Raw genomic sequence first — 16,857 nt, 5'->3', positions numbered from 1 at the left:
CCTCACGCGCCGGCGAGGCGCCGCAACGCGTTGACGGCGACCTCGCGGTCGGTCGTCGACCAGAACCCCGGCATGGACGCCCGCAGGTAGCCGCCGTAGCGAGCCGTCCGCAGCCGCGGGTCGAGGACAGCGACCAGGCCACGGTCGGACGTCCGCCGGATGAGGCGTCCGGACCCCTGCGCCAGCAGCAGGGCGGCGTGGCTGGCGGCCACGGCCATGAAGCCGTTGCCGCCGGCGTCCGCCACCGCCTTCTGGCGGGCCTGCATGAGCGGCTCGTCCGGCCGGGGGAACGGGATCTTGTCGATGATGACGAGTTGGCAGGTCTCCCCCGGGACATCCACGCCCTGCCAGAGGCTGAGCGTCCCGAACAGGCACGTGTGGGGTTCGGCGATGAAGCGGCGCGTGAGTTCCGACAGCTGCGCGTCCCCTTGGCACAGGATGGTCATCTTCGGCAGTTCCGCGCGGCAGTGCCGGGCGGCGGCCTCGGCGTTCCGCTGTGAGGCGAACAGTCCCAGCGTGCGGCCACCCGCCGCCCACACGAGTTCGGCGACCTCCGACAGTGCCTCGGGGGTGATGCCCTCGCGGCGCGGGTTGGGCAGGTGCTGAGCGACGTAGAGGATCCCCTGTCGGGCGTAGTCGAAGGGCGAACCCACGTCGAGAGCCCGCCACTCCAACCCGGTGCGCTCCTCCGGTTCGGTGTCGAGCACGCGCTCGTTGCGCCGCAGCCCGACGGACGCCGCGGCCGCCTCGAAGTCACCACCCAGCTTCAACGTGGCCGAGGTGAGGACGGTGGTCGTGTTCGACAGCACCTTCTCGCGCAAGAGGCCCGCGACGTCCAGCGGTGCGACCACGAGCCAGCGACCGAAGCGCTCGCGCTCGCTCACCCAGAGGACGTCCGTGTCCTTCAGCGCTCCCATCGCCTCCGCGATGTCGAAGACCTCCTTGGCGGCGGCCGCGGCCTGCTTCGCGTCGGGGTCCTCCGACTTGAGGGCGCTCACCACCCGCCGCGCCACGTCGCGGATGTGGGCGACGACGGTGAGGACGGGTGAATCCGGGTCTTCGATCCGTTCCAGGCGGGCGTCGGCCAGCACCTTCCCCAACGCGTCCCCCAGGTCCGCGAACTCCACGGCGAGGTCGTCGTCCTCCAAGTGCGTCGTGCAGCGGCGGGACACCCGCTCCAGCTGCTGGGGACTGAGTTCGTGCGAGGCGGCGCCGGTCACGCGTGCCGTCAGTTCGTGTGCCTCGTCGATGACGAGGAGGTCGTGCTCGGGGAGGACGGTGTTGCCGTGCATGGCGTCGATCGCGAGCAGGGCGTGGTTCGTGACGACCAGCTGCGAGCTCCGCGCTGTCTCGCGGGAACGCTCGACGAAGCACTGGTTGAAGAAGGCGCACGTGGTCCCCAGGCACTCGCGCACGGGAATGGAGACCTGAGCCCACGCGGCGGCCGTGTGTGTGGGCGCGTCGTCGCGGTCTCCGGTGCCGTCGGCCTCGAGTTCCTCCTCGACCCACTCGCGCAACGCCAGCACCTCCGCGCCCAGCACGGACGCGGCGTCCGCCCGGCCGGCACGGAGGCCGTCAACAAGATCCTCCCCGCCGAGCAGGGATTCCTGCTCCCGCCCGGTGCCGTCGAGCGCCCGGTGGAGGCAGGCGTAGTTGGTTCGACCCTTCAGGACCGCGTGGGTGATCTCGCCGCCGGTCACCTTGCTCGCCGCCTTGACGGCGGCCGGGATGTCGCTGCTCGCCAGCTGGGCTTGCAGTGCCAAGGTGGCCGTCGCGATGACGACGCGACCCCTCGGGTTCTCCGCCAGGTGGGCCAGCGACGGCGCCAGGTAACCCAGCGACTTGCCGGTGCCCGTCCCAGCCTGGACGAGCAGGTGCTCCTTCTCGACGAACGCGTGGTCGATGGCGCGGGCCATGGCCACCTGACCCTCGCGTGGGGCGCCGCCGATCGCCTCGACAGCGGCGTCGAGGATCTGGTCGGTTCGGCTGGGCACCCGTCCGAGGCTACTTCACCACCGCACCCGCTCGTTCCACCGGCCCGACGGACAACACGCGGACAACACCTCCGATGACGGAAGGACGTCCCCTCCGCCCATCGTCCTGACGCCGAGAAGGAGGAGCCCATGTCCCTGCACCCAACGCCCACCCCGCCCCGCGCGACCAAGCCTGTCCCGTGGACCGATGAATCGCTCGCCGAGCTCGTCGCCGCCGTCAGGGCCGGCGCCGCACTCGAGGAGCTCGCCGCCCAGTTCGGACGAGGCAGTCAGGGCATGAACGCCCGCCTGCGGCTCCTCCTGCCCGTGCAGGAGCGGAAGTGTCCGCTGGATCGTCTCCTGCCGCGCCTACGCGAAGTGCTCGAGGATCCGGACCACGACTGGAGGCAGGTCATGCTCCTCCAGCCGCCGCCGGTTCCGATCGTCCGCCCCGAGTACAAGGGGTTGGCGGGGCTGCTGGACGAGCAGGTCGTGCACGTGGCCGTGGCGGTGTTCGGTGACGCCTGGGCCGACACCGAGTTCGCGGCACAGGTGCACGCCGAGGTCATAGGTCGGCACCTCACGCACCGCGTCGGGAGCGCGCTCATCGCCCGCCTCGTCGCCAAGGGAGTCGACTGGACAGATGCCGAGCAGGCCATCGACAGGCTCTACCCTGCTGCGCTCCACCGTCCCTACGGGATGTGGGGCTCGTACTGAGTGGCGTCCCGTTGGTCCAGAATTCGCCCACGTGTCAGGTGCTGTTCGCCCGGGGTCACCACGAGGTGGCTAGGTTGCGCGACATGACTTCCCGCACCACGCTTCGCGCGCTCACCGCCTCGATCGCGAGCGCTCTCGCCATCAGCATCGGCGCCGCACCGGCCCTCGCCGCCCCCGCCGTCGACCAGGACGTCCGCTTCGCGACGTTCAACGCGTCCCTGAACCGGTCCAACGCCGGCGATCTGGCCGACGACCTGTCCGACCCGAACAACGTGCAGGCCCGCGTGATCGCGGAGATCATCCAGCGGACGCGCCCGGATGTGCTCCTGATCAACGAGTTCGACTACGCGCCGGGCAACGACGAGTTGTTCTCCACCAACTACCTCGAGGTCGGCCAGAACGGCCAGGCGCCGATCCACTACCCGTACTCCTTCATCGCGCCGTCGAACACCGGCGTCCCCACCGACCTCGACCTGGACAACAACGGCGCCGTCGGCGGCCCCAACGACGCTCACGGCTTCGGCTTCTTCCCTGGCCAGTACGGCATGGTCGTGTACAGCAGGTACCCGATCGCAGCCGATGACGTCCGCACCTTCCAGAACTTCGTGTGGGCGGACATGCCCGGCGCGATGTTGCCCGACAACCCCGCCACGCCGGAACCGGCCGACTGGTACTCCGCCGAGGAGCTCGCGGTGCTCCGCCTGTCGTCGAAGTCGCACTGGGACGTGCCCGTCCAGGTCGGCCCCAAGACCGTGCACCTGCTCGCCGCGCACCCGACCCCGCCGACCTTCGACGGCGCCGAGGACCGCAACGGCACCAAGAACCACGACGAGATCCGCTTCTGGGCCGACTACGTGGCCGGCGGCCGGCGGGCGGCCTACATCTACGACGACGAGGGCGTCCGTGGGGGCCTCGCCTCCGGTGAGCGGTTCGTCATCGCCGGCGACTACAACGCCGACCCCAACGACGGCGACTCGACGGCCGGGGCCATCCACCAGCTGCTCGACCACCACCGCATCAACAGCCGCATCACCCCGGCCAGCGACGGCGGCGCCGAGGCGTCCGCGCTTCAGGAGGGGGGCAACGAGACCCACACCGGCGACCCGCGCTTCGACACCGCTGACTTCGCCGACGGGGCCCCCGGCAACCTGCGCGCCGACTACGTGCTGCCGAGCAAGAACCTCCCGGTCACGGACGCCGGCGTGTTCTGGCCGGTCAGCAGCGATCCGCTCTCGTCGTTGACGGGCACCTATCCGTTCCCGTCCAGCGACCACCGCCTGGTCTGGATCGACGCGAAGCTGCCGCACCGCGCCTGAGTCCGTCACTCCTCGGCGGGCTCCGGCTCGCCGAGGAGAAGGGCGCGGTCGCCCTCGGCCCGGGCTCCGCTCAGGTCGACGCCCCGAAGTCGGCCAGTTCGCCCGCGAGGTTCGGATTGACGCGCGCGGTGACGCGCGTGCCCTCGGCAGTGTGTTCGCTGCTGAGGATCTCGCCCGTCCGGTGGATGCGGTCGACCAGGTCGTGCCGGGCGTACGGGATCAGGACGTCCACCTCGACGGCTGGGCGTGGCAGTCGATCCTCGATCCGGTCCCGCAACTCGGCGAGTCCGGCTCCCGTGCGTGCCGAGACGAACACGGCGTCCGGTGCCAGCGTCCGCAGCGGGATCAGGACGGACTCGTCCACGAGGTCGACCTTGTTGAACACGATCTGCTCGGCGACGCCTTGGGCGCCGATGTCGTTCAGCACGGTCCGCACCGCCGTGATCTGTCCGGCCGGGTCCGGGTCGGAGGCGTCCACGACGTGCAGCAGGAGGTCGGCGTCCGCGGACTCCTCCAGCGTCGAACGGAACGCCTCGACCAGGTCGTGGGGCAGGTGGCGGACGAAGCCGACCGTGTCGGTCAACGTGAAGACGCGGCCGTCGGAGGTCTGGGTTCGGCGCGTGGTCGGGTCGAGGGTGGCGAACAGGGCGTTCTCAACCAGCACGCCGGCACCGGTGAGGCGGTTGAGCAGCGAGCTCTTGCCGGCGTTCGTGTAGCCGACGATGGCCACCGAGGGGACCTGGTTCCGCCTACGCTCCGACCGCTTGGTGTCACGCACGGCGTCCAACTCGCGGAGGCGCTTGCGCAACTGCGCGATGCGCGTGCGGATGCGGCGACGGTCGGTCTCGATCTTGGTCTCACCGGGACCACGCCCGCCGATGCCGGCGCCGCCCGCCGCCCGGCCACCGGCCTGGCGGGACAGGTTGCCACCCCAACCACGCAGGCGCTGGCGGAGGTACTGCAACTGCGCCAGCTCGACCTGGGCCTTGCCCTCGATCGACTTGGCGTGCTGGGCGAAGATGTCGAGGATCAGGGCCGTCCGGTCGATGACCTTGACACCGATCCGGTCCTCGAGGTTGCGCAGCTGGGCGGGTTCCAGTTCACCGTCGGCGATGACCGTGTCGGCCCCGGTCGCGATGACCACCTCGCGCACCTCGTCCACCTTGCCGCGGCCGATGTAGGTGGCCGGGTCCGGGTGCGTGCGCCGCTGGACCAGACCCTCGAGCACCTCCGATCCCGCAGTCTCGGCGAGCAGCTTCAGCTCGGCCATCGCGTTGTCGTGGTCGGCCTGCGTGCCGGACGTCCACACGCCGACGAGCACCACGCGCTCCAGTTGCAGTTCGCGGTACTCGACCTCGCTGATGTCGGTCAGCTGGGTGGACATGCCCGCGACGCGGCGCAGGCTCAGGCGTTCGGCCAGATCGAGCTGGTCGCCGTCGTAGTGGGGATCGCCGTAGTCGGGATCGCCGAACTCGAGGTCGCCCTCTTCGGGGTCAACCGTGGCATCGTAGGTGTCAGCCATGTGTCTCCTTGCCCGGCAACGTGACGCTGCCTCGGGCCACGATCTCGGCCGGACCGGTCAGCCAGGCCTCACCCCCGCGCAGGTCGACCTCGACCTGGCCGCCGGGTACGTCGACGATCCAACGACCGTCGGTCTCGCCGTGCGCACGCGCGACGGCGGACGCCACCGCCACGGTCCCCGTGCCGCACGACTCCGTCTCCCCCACACCGCGTTCGAACACGCGCATGCGGACGTGACCGGGCTCGAGTTGGTCCACGAACTCGACGTTGACGCCGCCGGGGAAGGAGTCCAGCGGGAACCAGCTGGGTGCCCGGGTGAGGTCGAGCTCGGTCAGCTCGTCCCCGTCGCCCAGGAGGACCACGGCGTGCGGATTGCCCACGTCCACGTTCGTGGCGCCCCAACTGGCGTCACCGACCTGGACCGTCGTCCCAGCCTCCGCGATCCGCGGACGTCCCATCCAGACCCGGACCCGGCCATCGTCGAGCAGGGCCGCCGCCCGCAGACCGGCTCGCGTGCCCACGGGGATCTCGGTGGTGCCCTCCGGCACCAGCCCCTCCTCGACGAGGTACCGCGCGAACACCCGCAGGCCGTTGCCGCACATCTCGGCGATGGAGCCGTCCGCGTTGCGGTAGTCCATGAACCAGAGGTCCGGGTCGCCGTCCCACTCCGGGATGTGCCGGGCCCTGACCGCGCGCAGGATCCCGTCGCCACCGATGCCGGAGCGTCGGTCGGCGAGGAAGCGTACCTCGGCGTCGCTGAGTGGGCGCGCGTCGTCGGCGTCCGTCACGAGGACGAAGTCGTTGCGGGTTCCGTGTCCCTTCGCGAATTGCAGCACGTCGGCCATTGTCCCACGGGGGGCAACCGGCGCAGGCTCGGCTGGCGGTCGGGCCTCAGGGAAGGAACGTCAACTGACCCGTCGCCGCCTGGAGCGCCAGGCTGGTGGTCGCCACGAGCGCCCACAGGATGCCGCCGAGCGCGAGCGGACGCCAGCCCGCCTGCTTGATGGCGCGGAGGGAGCTCGACATGCCGACACCCGTCATGGCGACGGTGGTGCCGAAGTGCGCGGCGAGGGTCAGCCACGGGACGATCGCCTCTGGGATCGCGCCGATCGTCCGCAGCGCCGCGGCCACGAGGAACAGGACCAGGAAGCCCGGCACCATCTTCCACCAGACGGTCCGGGAGCGCTCGGACTCCGGCGCCCGGAGGTTGCCGAACCACTGCTGGAAGAGCGCCAGCGGCACCAGCATGAGGGTGCGCACCAACTTCACCACGACCGCATACGCCGAGGCCGACATGCCACCGACGACGACCCCCGCTGCGATGAGCTGCGCGTCGAAGGACGTGGCGGCTGCCACCACGGACGAGGTGTCGTTCACGGCGGTGCCCGCCCACAGACCGAAGGTGGTCGGGGTGAACCCGAAGGTCATCCCGAGCGAGGGGAAGACCAGCGCCGCGAGCACGTTGTACATCACGATGACGGCGATCGACATCGCGATCGCGGTGGCGCGCGCCTTGATCACCTGGCTCATCGTCGCGATGGCGGACGCCCCACAGATCGTGGTGCCGTACGTGACCAGGATCCCGGTCTCGCGATCGACCTTGAGCGCTCGCGTGAGCGGGATCCCGGCGGCCACGGCCACGATGACCGTCCCGAGCATGACGGGGAGCCCCGCCCCACCGATGGACATGACCTGGGTGAGTGACATGCCGGCGCCGAGCAGCACGATGGACGCCTGCAGCACACGCTTGGCGTTGAACTGGACGCCCTTCTTCCACTCCGCGCGCTGGCCGAGGAACTGGCCGATGAGCAGGCCGAACACGATGCCAAGAACTGGGGCGCCGATCACGGGCACCTGCTGGCCGAGGACCCACGCGACAGAACCGACGATGACAGGAAGGACGTATCCCCAGGCAGACGATTTCACCGCCCTATGCTTCCACCGCCCCCGGCGTGTGCCTGACGCTGTACTGACGAGTGGGCGCGGGCGTGAGCCCCGTCAGCTCGTCTGCTAGAGACCTCGCCAACCCGGGCTCCAGCGCATCCCGCCAGGCGATGCGATGGTCCCTCCGGAACCACGACAGCTGTCGGCGTGCGAACCGCTTGGTCGCCTGCACGACGGCGCGGCGGGCCTCGTCCTCGGACAATGCGCCGTCGAGGAACTGCAGGACCTGCCGGTATCCGATCGCCTTGACCGCCGTGACGCCCTCGCGCAGGCCCCGCTCCTCAAGGGCGCGCACCTCGTCGACCAACCCGGCCGCCCACATGGCGTCCACGCGCTCGACGATGCGGGCATCCATGGTGGCGCGGTCGAGGTCGAGCCCGACGCTGGTGACCCCCTCGAGGGCGTAGGTCCACTCGGGCAGGTTGGGGGCGTGCCCACCGGTCAGCTCGAGCACCTCCAACGCCCGGACGGTCCGACGTCCGTTGTTGGGCTGGATCTCGGCGGCGGTGTCCGGCGCCCGCTCGGCGAGCAGGGCGTGCAGGGCCTCGGGACCCACGCGTTCGAGTTCCGCCTCCCAGCGTGCCCGCACCGCGGCGTCCGTGCCGGGGAACTCGAAGTGGTCGAGGATCGCGCGCATGTACAGCGCCGATCCGCCCACCACGATCGCGAGGACGCCGCGGGCGCGGCAGTCGGCGATGGCGGCCCGCGCGAGCTGCTGGAACTGCGCGACCGTGGCGGTCTCGGTGACGTCCAAGATGTCGATGAGGTGGTGCTGGACGCCGCGGCGCTCCTCCGCGGTCGGCTTCGCCGTGCCGATGTCCATCCCCCGGTAGACGAGCATGGAGTCGGCGTTCACGACCTCGGCCGGCTGCCCGCGCCCCGCCAGCGCCAGGGCGACGTCGACGGCGAGGGTCGACTTGCCGCTGGCCGTCGGCCCGTTCAGCGCGAGGATCTTCTGCACCGGTCCATTCTGGCCGGTCCGGCCTGTTGTGGGGTCCAGCGCGCGGCTACCGTGGTGGACGCCGGTTGTACCAGACGGCACACAGACGAGAGAAAGGGGGTCCCATGGGCATCTTCGACGACATCAAGAACGCCGCCAACGCCAACGAGGCGCAGGTGGAGGCCGGGATCGACCAGGTCGGCGACTTCGTCGACAGCAGGACCGGCGGGCGTTCCGCCGCGCAGGTCGACCAGGCCCAGGAGTTCCTGAAGGACCAGATCGGAGCGCCGAACCAGGTGCCCGCCGAGGCCGCGCCCGCTCCAGGGGAGCAGGCCTGACTCGTTGATGGTCCCGCTCCGGGACATTCGTTCGAGACAGTCCGTCCGAGACGCAACGTATCTCGCTCAGGGCCGCCCATGGGGGCGGCCCTGAGTCGTTTCTTCGGCAGCTCAGGCCTGTCCGCACCCATCGGACGCCGGCGCCATCGGCTGGGGCCTGCGCAGCGGCATGCCGAGGCCGACCCCGGCGGGCGCCGGAGTCGCATCGTTCCAGCGGGCCCAGGCATCGCCGCCGGGCGTGCGGCGGAGGTTGGAGACCGCACCGTCGGCGTTCAGGTGGTGCGGCGCGGCGTAGGTGATCTCGACGTCCGCGATGTCGCCTGGCCGAGGGCGCTCCATGCCCTCGGGGATCATGACGTGAACGAGCCTGTTGTCGCGGGCGCGGCCGGAGACGCGATGGGTCGCCTCGTCCTTGCGGCCCTCGCCGGTGGCGAACATGACCTCGACGGTCTTTCCCACCACCTTCTTGTTCTCGTCCCACGCGACCTCCCCGACCAGGTCGACCAAGCGCTCGTAGCGCTCCTGGACGACCTGCTTGGGCACCTGGTTCTCCATCGTTGCCGCCGGCGTACCGGGGCGGATCGAGTACTGGAACGTGAAGGCGGCGCTGAATCGCGAGGCGGCCACCACGTCGAGGGTGGCCTGGAAGTCCTCCTCGGTCTCGCCGGGGAATCCGACGATGATGTCGGTCGTGATCGCGGCGTCCGGCATCGCTGCACGGACGCGGTCCAGGATCCCCAGGAACTTCTCCGAGCGGTACGAGCGGCGCATGGCCTTGAGGATGGCGTCCGACCCCGACTGGAGCGGCATGTGGAGGCTCGGCATGACGTTGGGGGTCTCGGCCATCGCGGCGATCACGTCGTCGGTGAACGCGGCCGGGTGCGGGCTGGTGAAGCGCACCCGCTCCAGTCCGTCGACCTCGCCGCAGGCGCGCAGCAGCTTGCCGAAGGCCAGCCGGTCGCCGAACTCGACCCCGTAGCTGTTGACGTTCTGGCCGAGCAGGGTGATCTCCTGGACCCCTTGGTCGACCAAGGCGCGGATCTCGGCGAGGATGTCGCCGGGGCGGCGGTCCTGCTCCTTGCCGCGCAGGGACGGCACGATGCAGAACGTGCAGGTGTTGTTGCAGCCGACGCTGATCGACACCCAGGCCGAGTACGGCGACTCGCGTCGGGTGGGCAGGGTGGACGGGAAGCGCGTGAGCGCCTCCTCGATCTCCACCTGGCTGGCCCGCTCCACGCGGGCGCGTTCCAACAGGACCGGCAACGACCCGATGTTGTGGGTGCCGAACACGACGTCGACCCACGGGGCCTTCTTGACGACGGTGTCGCGATCCTTCTGCGCCATGCAGCCGCCGACAGCGATCTGCATGTTCGGGTTCTTCGACTTCTCAGGTGCGAGGTGGCCCAAGTTGCCGTACAGACGGTTGTCCGCGTTCTCACGAACGGCGCACGTGTTGAACACGATGATGTCGCCGCGCTCCCCCTCAGGTGCGCGGACGTGGCCCGCCTCCTCGAGCAGCCCGGAGATGCGCTCGGAATCGTGGACGTTCATCTGGCACCCGTAGGTGATGACCTCGTAGGTGCGTGGCGCTGCGTGCGTAGTCATGGCTGGACGAGTCTACGTCACGGCCAGCGACCCCCCGGGATGGTGGGCTCCAGAGCAGTATGAGTGATGCAGCTGTGCATCACTCGGACACCCTTGAACACATGACCAAGGGGTCAGCTGTCACCTTGCCACGCCGCGTCGGGCATGCCGTCCATGACCTCGGACACCACGCGGTGGCACAGGCCCGGCGAGAACCCCCTGCGCGCCAGAGCGCCTGCCAGCCTGCGGTACCGCACCTGCGGCTCGAGGCTGCCCATGCTGCGCACCTTCTTCTGAGCCAGGGCCAGTGCCGCCTCGTAGTCGGCGTCGTCCGCAGTCTCGGCGAGCGCCTCATCGATGACCGCGGCGTCCACGCCCTTGAGCCGCAGCTCCGCCCGGAGCGCCCGTGACGACTTCATGCGTCGCTGCTGACCCTCGACCCACAGACCGGCGAACTGGGCGTCGTCGACGAGTCCGACTTCCTCCAACCGGTCCAGCACCGACTCGATGATCTCGTCCGGCACGGCCTTCTTCGCCATGGCCTGGGCGAGCTCGGCCCGTGACCGGGCGCGCGATTCGAGCAATCGCAGCGCGATCTCGCGGGCCACCGCCTCGTGGTCGGCGGGCGAGAGGTCCTCGGCCAACCCGTCCGGCTCCTCACGGCCGGGACGGGGCCGCGGCTTGCGCCGCGACCCCGGATCTCCGAACCCGCTCAGAACTTGACCTCACCGGTGATGGGATCGATCTCCTCCGGAACGCCGGCGGCCTTGGCCCTGCCCTTCCTGACCTCCGGCTGGACCTCCTCCGGCTGGGCCTCCCCAGGCCGGACGCCGATGCCGAGCTTGGTCTTGATGCGCGACTCGATCTCGTTGGCCGCGTCCGGGTTGTTCTTGAGGTAGTTGCGCGCGTTCTCCTTGCCCTGCCCCAATTGGTCGCCCTCGTAGGTGAACCAGGCCCCTGCCTTGCGGATGATGCCGTGCTCGACACCCAGGTCGATCAGGCTGCCCTCGCGGCTGATGCCCTGACCGTAGACGATGTCGAACTCGGCCTGCTTGAAGGGCGGGGCCACCTTGTTCTTGACGACCTTGACGCGGGTGCGGTTGCCGACGGCCTCCGTGCCATCCTTCAGCGTCTCGATGCGGCGGACGTCGAGCCGGACGGACGAGTAGAACTTCAACGCACGACCACCCGTGGTGGTCTCCGGCGAACCGAACATGACGCCGATCTTCTCGCGCAGCTGGTTGATGAAGATGGCGGTCGTGCCGGTGCCGGAGAGGGCTCCCGTCATCTTGCGGAGCGCCTGGCTCATGAGTCGGGCCTGGAGGCCGACGTGGCTGTCGCCCATCTCGCCCTCGATCTCGGCCCGCGGGGTGAGGGCGGCGACCGAGTCGATGACGATCAGGGACAGTGCACCGGAACGGACCAGCATGTCGGCGATCTCGAGCGCCTGCTCACCGTGGTCGGGCTGGGAGACGAGCAGCGCGTCCGTGTTGACGCCCAGCTTGGCGGCGTAGTCCGGATCCAGCGCGTGCTCGGCATCGATGAAGGCGCAGATGCCGCCTGCGGCCTGCGCGTTGGCGATCGCGTGGAGCGCGACCGTCGTCTTGCCCGAGGACTCCGGACCATAGATCTCGACGACGCGGCCGCGCGGAAGCCCGCCGATGCCGAGGGCGACGTCGAGCGCGATGGACCCGGTGGGGATCACCTCGATGGGCTGGCGGGTCTCCTCACCCAGCCGCATGACCGACCCCTTGCCGTGGGCCTTCTCGATTTGGGCGAGCGCCGCCTCGAGCGCCTTCTCGCGATCTGCAACCGCCATGGTGGTGACTCCTTCTAGAACGCCGTGTGCCGTGTGGTTCTGCGTGGTGGGGGCACCCGCTGTCCCCCGACACCGATCACGTTAGGCGTCGCGTCCGACAATGTGTCGCGCGCTCGCGACCTGTGGACGACCGACCCACAACCTTCACGGTACGAGGCACATTACCGAACAAGTGTTCGAAGTGCACGCAACACGCCGGGTCAACGTTCGGACGCGGGGAGTTCGAGGAAGGACCACACAGCTCGCCAGACCTGCTGGGCCGGGACGCCCGCGTCCAACGCCTCGCGCACGCTCCGGTGGCCCAACTCGGTGAGCACCACGTCCTGGCTCCACATCGAGACCAGGGAGGGACCGATGTGCGTGGTGAGCCGCCGCCAGAGTTCCTGCTCGCGCACGGTCAGGCGACGGCGGCCCGGGCCATCCGGACCGGCAGGTGGGTGACGTTCTCGTGCGCCGCAACGCGGGAACTGGTCAGGCGGAGCACCTCCGACAGGTCGACCCCGAGTGCGCCGCAGATGGCGTTCAGCAACTCGGAGGAGGCCTCCTTGTGGCCACGCTCGACCTCCGAGAGGTAACCGAGGCTCACGCGGGCGGCGCCGGACACCTCGCGCAGCGTCTTTCCGGAGTCCACGCGAAGCTCACGAAGGGTCTCCCCCACCATCTCGCGCATCAACACGACGGCCATGCCCAGCACCCCCTCCAAGGACACTTCCCCCAACATCCGAATGCGGGAGGTTGTTCCCCCCAACCTACACGGGTGAGACAACGCGCAGCAGCATCCGCAGCGCCGCGTCCACGGTCTGTTCGCGGACGGCGTCGCGGTCGCCCTCGAAGTCGAAACGCTCGACCTGGGGGAACTGCGGCATCGAGGCGATGCGCGGACCGAGCACGCAGATCCACACCTCCCCCGGCTCGTGGCCGTCCTGGGCGTCCGGCCCCGCCACGCCCGTCACGGCGATGACCCAGTCGGCGTTTGTGCGGCGCTGCAAGCCCACGGCCATCCCGAGGGCCACGTCCTCACTGACGACGGTGTGGTCGGTGATCGTCTGCGCCGGGACGCCGAGCAGGTCGGTCTTGAGGTGGGTGGCGTAGGAGATGACGCCGCCGAGGTAGACCTTCGACGCGCCGGGCACGGTCGTGAGCGTGGCGCCGATGAGCCCGCCCGTGAGCGACTCGGCCACCGCCAGGCTGACCGACCGCTCCTTCAGGGTCGTGATGACCTTGCTCGCCAACGCGTTCATCGCGCCTCCTCCGGGTGCTCGGCCAGCCAGTTCGTCCGCATCTTGTTCGCCTCGCGCAGGTAGTCCAAGCCCGTCAGGACGGTGAGCACGAACGCGATGACCATCGCCACCCAAGCCACCCATCCCCACGGCTCCGGTAGGAACTGCAGGCCCGGCAGGAACATCACGAGGGCCACCGACTGCATGAGGGTCTTCAGCTTGCCGCCACGGTTGGCGGCCATGACGCCGTACTTCATGATCGCCCAGCGCAGGACCGTGATGCCCCACTCGCGCAGGAGGATGATGATCGTCATCCACCACGGCAGCTCATCCAGGATCGACAGCCCGATGAAGGCCATGCCGGTCAGCGCCTTGTCGGCGATCGGGTCCCACAGCTTGCCGAAGTTGGTGACCAGGTTGTAGCGGCGGGCGATGCGGCCGTCGAGGGCGTCGGTGGCGATCGCGACGACGAAGATGGCCGTGGCGACCCAGCGCATCGTGGGATCCGCCGGGTACGCGAGCAGCACCCACGCGAAGACCGGCACCATGACCATGCGGATCGCGGTCAGGACGTTGGGGACGTTCCAGTTGCTGGGCTTTCCCTCGGTCATGCAACACCATCCTCGCGCGCGATCAGGTCGACACCGTCGGTCGAGGTGACCCTACCCCAGACGAGGTCACCGACCCGCAGGTGTGCCCCGGCGACGAAGCTGGTCGTCCCGTCCACCTCGGGGCCCTGGTGCTCGGCCCGACCCACCGCGACGTCCCCCTCGTGGCTCTCCACCAGCACGCGCACCCGCTCACCCACGCGCTCCAGGGCGCGCTGGTCGACGAGGTCGGTGGCCAGGTCGCTCACCTCTTCGTAGCGCTGGTCGATGACCTCCTGGGGCAGGTGGTCACCCAGGGTGGCCCCCTCCGTCCCCTCCTCGTCGGAGTACGCGAACACGCCGAGGGCGTCCAGGCGGGCCTCGTTGACGAAGTCGACCAAGGTCTGCACGTCGGCGTCCGTCTCGCCGGGGAAGCCGACGATCACGTTGCTCCGGACCCCTGCCAGCGGACTCAGGCTGCGGATGCGCTCCAGCAGGGCCAGGAAGCTGTCGGGATCCCCGAACCGTCGCATGCGCCGCAAGACGGAGGGTGCCGCGTGCTGGAAGCTCAGGTCGAAGTACGGCACCACCTTGTCGATCGAGCACATGGCCTCGATGAGCCCCGGCCGGATCTCCGCCGGCTGGAGGTAGCTCACGCGGATCCAATCCAGGTTGTCGATGCCGTTGAGGCGCCTCAGCAGGGTCTCCAGCGCGCCGAGCTCACCAAGGTCCTTGCCGTAGGAGGAGGTGTTCTCGCTGACCAGGAACGCCTCGCGGACGCCGTGGCCGGCGAGCCACCTGACCTCCTCGACGATGTCGTCGACCGGGCGGCTGACGAAGCTGCCCCGGAAGCTCGGAATCGCGCAGAACGCGCACCGGCGGTCACAGCCGCTGGCGATCTTGATCGGGGCACTGGGCGCATTCCCGCGCCGCCTGCGCATCACGCGCGGCCCGGACGCCGGCGCCACCCCCTCGGGCAGGTCCGCCGTGTGCAACCCCGGGATCGCCACCCCGGACGCCGCCGCCTGCCGCTGGGCGGGGGCCAGCGGCAGGAGCCGCCGCCGGTCGGTCGGCGTGTGCGCCTCGAGGTGACCGCCGGCCATGATCAGGCGCAGCTTGGCGTCGATGTCGGCGTAGTCGTCGAACCCCAGTACCGCGTCGGCCTCGGGCAGCGCGTCCGCCAGCTCACGGCCGTACCGCTCCGCCATGCAGCCGACAGCCACGACCCGCTGCGTCGGTCCCGTCCCCTTCAGGTCGGACGCCGCGAGCAAGGTGTCGATGGAGTCCTTCTTCGCGGACTCGATGAAGCCGCAGGTGTTGACCACGACGGCCTCGGCCTCCGTGGGCTCGTCGACGAGGGTGAACCCGCCGGCCTCGAGGCGACCCGCGAGTTCCTCGGAATCGACGTCGTTGCGGGCACAACCCAGCGAGACGATGTGCACGGTGGTTGGAGTGGTCACCGCACCAATCTATCCAACCGTCCGCACGCCCGACCGCCCGCCGGTTACCTCAACGCGTGTAGTCGAGCTCCACGCGGTGGACGGCCTCGCTCGCGTCGAGGCTGATGCTGCCGCTCAGGCCCGTCAACTCGCCCGTACCGGAGCCGGGGGTCACCACGTAGGTCAAGATGGCCCCCGCGGCGTCCATGCTGCCGAACTGCTGGAGGGCCAAGGTGCCCGATCGCCCGTCGACCGTGCCGGTGAACACCTCGAGGGCCACGTAGCCGGCCACGCCGGTCGACGGATCGCCGCCCGACAGCATGGTTCCGGACGAGGTGCCCTCGAGGCCGCCGGTCCAGGTCTTGGTGAAGTCGAAGCGGCCGGTTCCCTCCAGCAGGGGGTCGCCCGGGGTGAGGTCGATGGTGAAGGTCGCGCTCGTGGTCGCCATGGCCCTCAACCTAACCGACCTCAGCGCTGCAACAGGCCCGCGCTCAGGCGCTCCTGCTCGTCTGGGTGCAGCTCCAGGGTCATGGCCTTCGCCGAGTCCTTGATCGACGCCGGACGCGATGCGCCCGGGATCGGGATGACGTGGTCGCCCAGACCCAGTTCCCAGGCCAGTACTACCTGCTGCGGGCTCACGCCGTGGGCGTCCGCCACCTCGGTGATGACCGGGAAGCGGCCGCCGACCTCAGCGCTGGCGCCCACCCCGCCGAGGGGCGACCAGGGGACGAAGGCGATGCCGTGCTCACCGCAGAACACCAGTTCCTGCCAGGAGGTGTGGTTGAACTTCGGGGAGAACTCGTTCTGCACGGCCGCGAGACCCCCCTCGCCGAGGACGTCGATGGCGATGCGGATCTCCTCGACGTTGGCGTTGGAGATGCCGATCTCGGCGATCACACCCTCGGCCTTCAACCCCGCGAGCACCTCGATCGCGTCGGCGTAGCGACGCGTGCGGTCGGGGCGGTGCAGGTAGTACAGGTCGATCGTCTCGACGCCGAGCCGCTCGCGGGAGGCCTTGGCCGCGCCGCGCAGGTACTCCGGCGAGCTGTTCCGGCCCCACGCCTCGCCCTCGTGGCGGGTGATGCCGCCCTTGGTGGCCACCGTGATCCCGCTGGTGTCCCCATCCCAGGTGCGGAGGCCCTCGGCGATGATGCGCTCGTTGTGGCCCATCTGGTCCCACGTCGGGGCGTAGATGTCGGCCGTGTCGATGAGCGTGATGCCGGCATCCAGCGCGGCGTGCACCGTGGCGATGCCCTGCTCGCGCGGCACCACCCGATCACCCCCGAGCGAGAACGGCATGCCGCCGAGGCCGATGTCCGAAACGGTGAACTGTCCGATGGTTCGAGTCACGCGGACACCTTAGACGCTGGCGGTGATGGTCGGCGTCCACTCGATCCGGACCGCCACCGGGAGTCGGGGCGCGGTCGCCGTGACGGCGACCAGCGAGTGGTCGTTTCCC

The 16,857-nt window shown here is 69.9% G+C and carries 18 protein-coding genes; 3 read left to right on the top strand and 15 right to left on the bottom strand.

The genetic code is table 11. The annotated features are described in order from the left end of the window. Window positions 1-2: 2 nt before the first annotated feature. The gene (locus AC5YDV_RS00285; protein ID WP_496181602.1) at window positions 3-1,994 is read right to left on the bottom strand and encodes an ATP-dependent DNA helicase; all 1,992 of its coding nucleotides are present in this window, start codon (window positions 1,992-1,994) and stop codon (window positions 3-5) included. Between the two features lie 129 nt (window positions 1,995-2,123). On the opposite strand from AC5YDV_RS00285, the gene AC5YDV_RS00280 reads away from it, so the two are divergent. Continuing rightward, on the top strand, window positions 2,124-2,690 hold the full coding sequence (locus AC5YDV_RS00280; RefSeq protein ID WP_496181601.1) for a hypothetical protein: 567 nt from the start codon (window positions 2,124-2,126) through the stop codon (window positions 2,688-2,690). A gap of 83 nt (window positions 2,691-2,773) precedes the next feature. Beyond that, window positions 2,774-4,006 (top strand): endonuclease/exonuclease/phosphatase family protein, encoded by a 1,233-nt coding sequence (locus AC5YDV_RS00275; protein ID WP_496181600.1) that lies wholly within the window; start codon window positions 2,774-2,776, stop codon window positions 4,004-4,006. A gap of 70 nt (window positions 4,007-4,076) precedes the next feature. Here the strand turns inward: AC5YDV_RS00275 and hflX are convergent, their stop codons facing one another. The 4 genes from hflX to miaA are packed head-to-tail and all read right to left on the bottom strand — an operon-like array spanning window position 4,077 to window position 8,432. Next, window positions 4,077-5,528 (bottom strand): GTPase HflX, encoded by a 1,452-nt coding sequence (gene hflX, locus AC5YDV_RS00270; protein ID WP_496181599.1) that lies wholly within the window; start codon window positions 5,526-5,528, stop codon window positions 4,077-4,079. Beyond that, complete coding sequence (dapF, locus tag AC5YDV_RS00265; RefSeq protein WP_496181598.1) at window positions 5,521-6,363, bottom strand: diaminopimelate epimerase; 843 nt, start codon at window positions 6,361-6,363, stop codon at window positions 5,521-5,523. Before dapF ends, hflX begins: the two co-directional genes overlap by 8 nt. A gap of 55 nt (window positions 6,364-6,418) precedes the next feature. Next, entirely contained in the window at window positions 6,419-7,453 is a 1,035-nt protein-coding gene (locus tag AC5YDV_RS00260) for a YeiH family protein (protein ID WP_496181597.1), read from the bottom strand. A 4-nt stretch (window positions 7,454-7,457) separates the two neighbouring features. Next, complete coding sequence (gene miaA / locus AC5YDV_RS00255; protein WP_496181596.1) at window positions 7,458-8,432, bottom strand: tRNA (adenosine(37)-N6)-dimethylallyltransferase MiaA; 975 nt, start codon at window positions 8,430-8,432, stop codon at window positions 7,458-7,460. A gap of 104 nt (window positions 8,433-8,536) precedes the next feature. Between miaA and AC5YDV_RS00250 the strand changes: the two genes are divergently transcribed. Beyond that, window positions 8,537-8,749, top strand: a complete 213-nt coding sequence (locus AC5YDV_RS00250; RefSeq protein WP_496181595.1) for an antitoxin — start codon at window positions 8,537-8,539, stop codon at window positions 8,747-8,749. Between the two features lie 111 nt (window positions 8,750-8,860). Here the strand turns inward: AC5YDV_RS00250 and miaB are convergent, their stop codons facing one another. From miaB to AC5YDV_RS00200, 10 genes are all read right to left on the bottom strand, one after another. Further along, window positions 8,861-10,354: a tRNA (N6-isopentenyl adenosine(37)-C2)-methylthiotransferase MiaB gene (gene miaB, locus AC5YDV_RS00245; protein ID WP_496181594.1), complete on the bottom strand. Its 1,494-nt coding sequence runs from the start codon at window positions 10,352-10,354 to the stop codon at window positions 8,861-8,863. A gap of 113 nt (window positions 10,355-10,467) precedes the next feature. Next, window positions 10,468-10,977, bottom strand: a complete 510-nt coding sequence (locus tag AC5YDV_RS00240; protein WP_496181593.1) for a regulatory protein RecX — start codon at window positions 10,975-10,977, stop codon at window positions 10,468-10,470. 68 nt (window positions 10,978-11,045) lie between these two features. Then, on the bottom strand, window positions 11,046-12,152 hold the full coding sequence (recA, locus tag AC5YDV_RS00235; protein WP_496181592.1) for a recombinase RecA: 1,107 nt from the start codon (window positions 12,150-12,152) through the stop codon (window positions 11,046-11,048). Between the two features lie 200 nt (window positions 12,153-12,352). Next, complete coding sequence (locus AC5YDV_RS00230) at window positions 12,353-12,547, bottom strand: DUF3046 domain-containing protein (RefSeq protein ID WP_496181591.1); 195 nt, start codon at window positions 12,545-12,547, stop codon at window positions 12,353-12,355. Between the two features lie 2 nt (window positions 12,548-12,549). Next, on the bottom strand, window positions 12,550-12,837 hold the full coding sequence (locus AC5YDV_RS00225; RefSeq protein ID WP_496181590.1) for a helix-turn-helix domain-containing protein: 288 nt from the start codon (window positions 12,835-12,837) through the stop codon (window positions 12,550-12,552). A gap of 64 nt (window positions 12,838-12,901) precedes the next feature. Continuing rightward, entirely contained in the window at window positions 12,902-13,393 is a 492-nt protein-coding gene (locus AC5YDV_RS00220; protein WP_496181589.1) for a CinA family protein, read from the bottom strand. Further along, the gene (gene pgsA, locus AC5YDV_RS00215) at window positions 13,390-13,983 is read right to left on the bottom strand and encodes a CDP-diacylglycerol--glycerol-3-phosphate 3-phosphatidyltransferase (protein ID WP_496181588.1); all 594 of its coding nucleotides are present in this window, start codon (window positions 13,981-13,983) and stop codon (window positions 13,390-13,392) included. Before pgsA ends, AC5YDV_RS00220 begins: the two co-directional genes overlap by 4 nt. Further along, complete coding sequence (gene rimO / locus AC5YDV_RS00210; RefSeq protein WP_496181746.1) at window positions 13,980-15,428, bottom strand: 30S ribosomal protein S12 methylthiotransferase RimO; 1,449 nt, start codon at window positions 15,426-15,428, stop codon at window positions 13,980-13,982. Before rimO ends, pgsA begins: the two co-directional genes overlap by 4 nt. Window positions 15,429-15,468: 40 nt before the next feature. Next, entirely contained in the window at window positions 15,469-15,846 is a 378-nt protein-coding gene (locus AC5YDV_RS00205) for a DUF3224 domain-containing protein (RefSeq protein ID WP_496181587.1), read from the bottom strand. A gap of 20 nt (window positions 15,847-15,866) precedes the next feature. Beyond that, entirely contained in the window at window positions 15,867-16,748 is an 882-nt protein-coding gene (locus AC5YDV_RS00200; RefSeq protein WP_496181586.1) for an aldo/keto reductase, read from the bottom strand. Between the last annotated feature and the right edge of the window lie 109 nt (window positions 16,749-16,857).

This window comes from Propioniciclava sp. LT432 (assembly GCF_059515965.1).
The sequence above is the reverse complement of the archived record's forward strand: the minus strand, read 5'-3'. Positions and strand labels throughout refer to the sequence as shown.

Coding starts and splice junctions, on each gene's coding strand:
- AC5YDV_RS00205 (WP_496181587.1), bottom strand. CDS start 15,846: ATGGCGACCACGAGCGCGACCTTCACCATCGACCTCACCCCGGGCGAC.
- AC5YDV_RS00275 (WP_496181600.1), top strand. CDS start 2,774: ATGACTTCCCGCACCACGCTTCGCGCGCTCACCGCCTCGATCGCGAGC.
- AC5YDV_RS00280 (WP_496181601.1), top strand. CDS start 2,124: ATGTCCCTGCACCCAACGCCCACCCCGCCCCGCGCGACCAAGCCTGTC.
- AC5YDV_RS00250 (WP_496181595.1), top strand. CDS start 8,537: ATGGGCATCTTCGACGACATCAAGAACGCCGCCAACGCCAACGAGGCG.
- AC5YDV_RS00220 (WP_496181589.1), bottom strand. CDS start 13,393: ATGAACGCGTTGGCGAGCAAGGTCATCACGACCCTGAAGGAGCGGTCG.
- hflX (WP_496181599.1), bottom strand. CDS start 5,528: ATGGCTGACACCTACGATGCCACGGTTGACCCCGAAGAGGGCGACCTC.
- miaB (WP_496181594.1), bottom strand. CDS start 10,354: ATGACTACGCACGCAGCGCCACGCACCTACGAGGTCATCACCTACGGG.
- recA (WP_496181592.1), bottom strand. CDS start 12,152: ATGGCGGTTGCAGATCGCGAGAAGGCGCTCGAGGCGGCGCTCGCCCAA.
- AC5YDV_RS00225 (WP_496181590.1), bottom strand. CDS start 12,837: ATGGCCGTCGTGTTGATGCGCGAGATGGTGGGGGAGACCCTTCGTGAG.
- pgsA (WP_496181588.1), bottom strand. CDS start 13,983: ATGACCGAGGGAAAGCCCAGCAACTGGAACGTCCCCAACGTCCTGACC.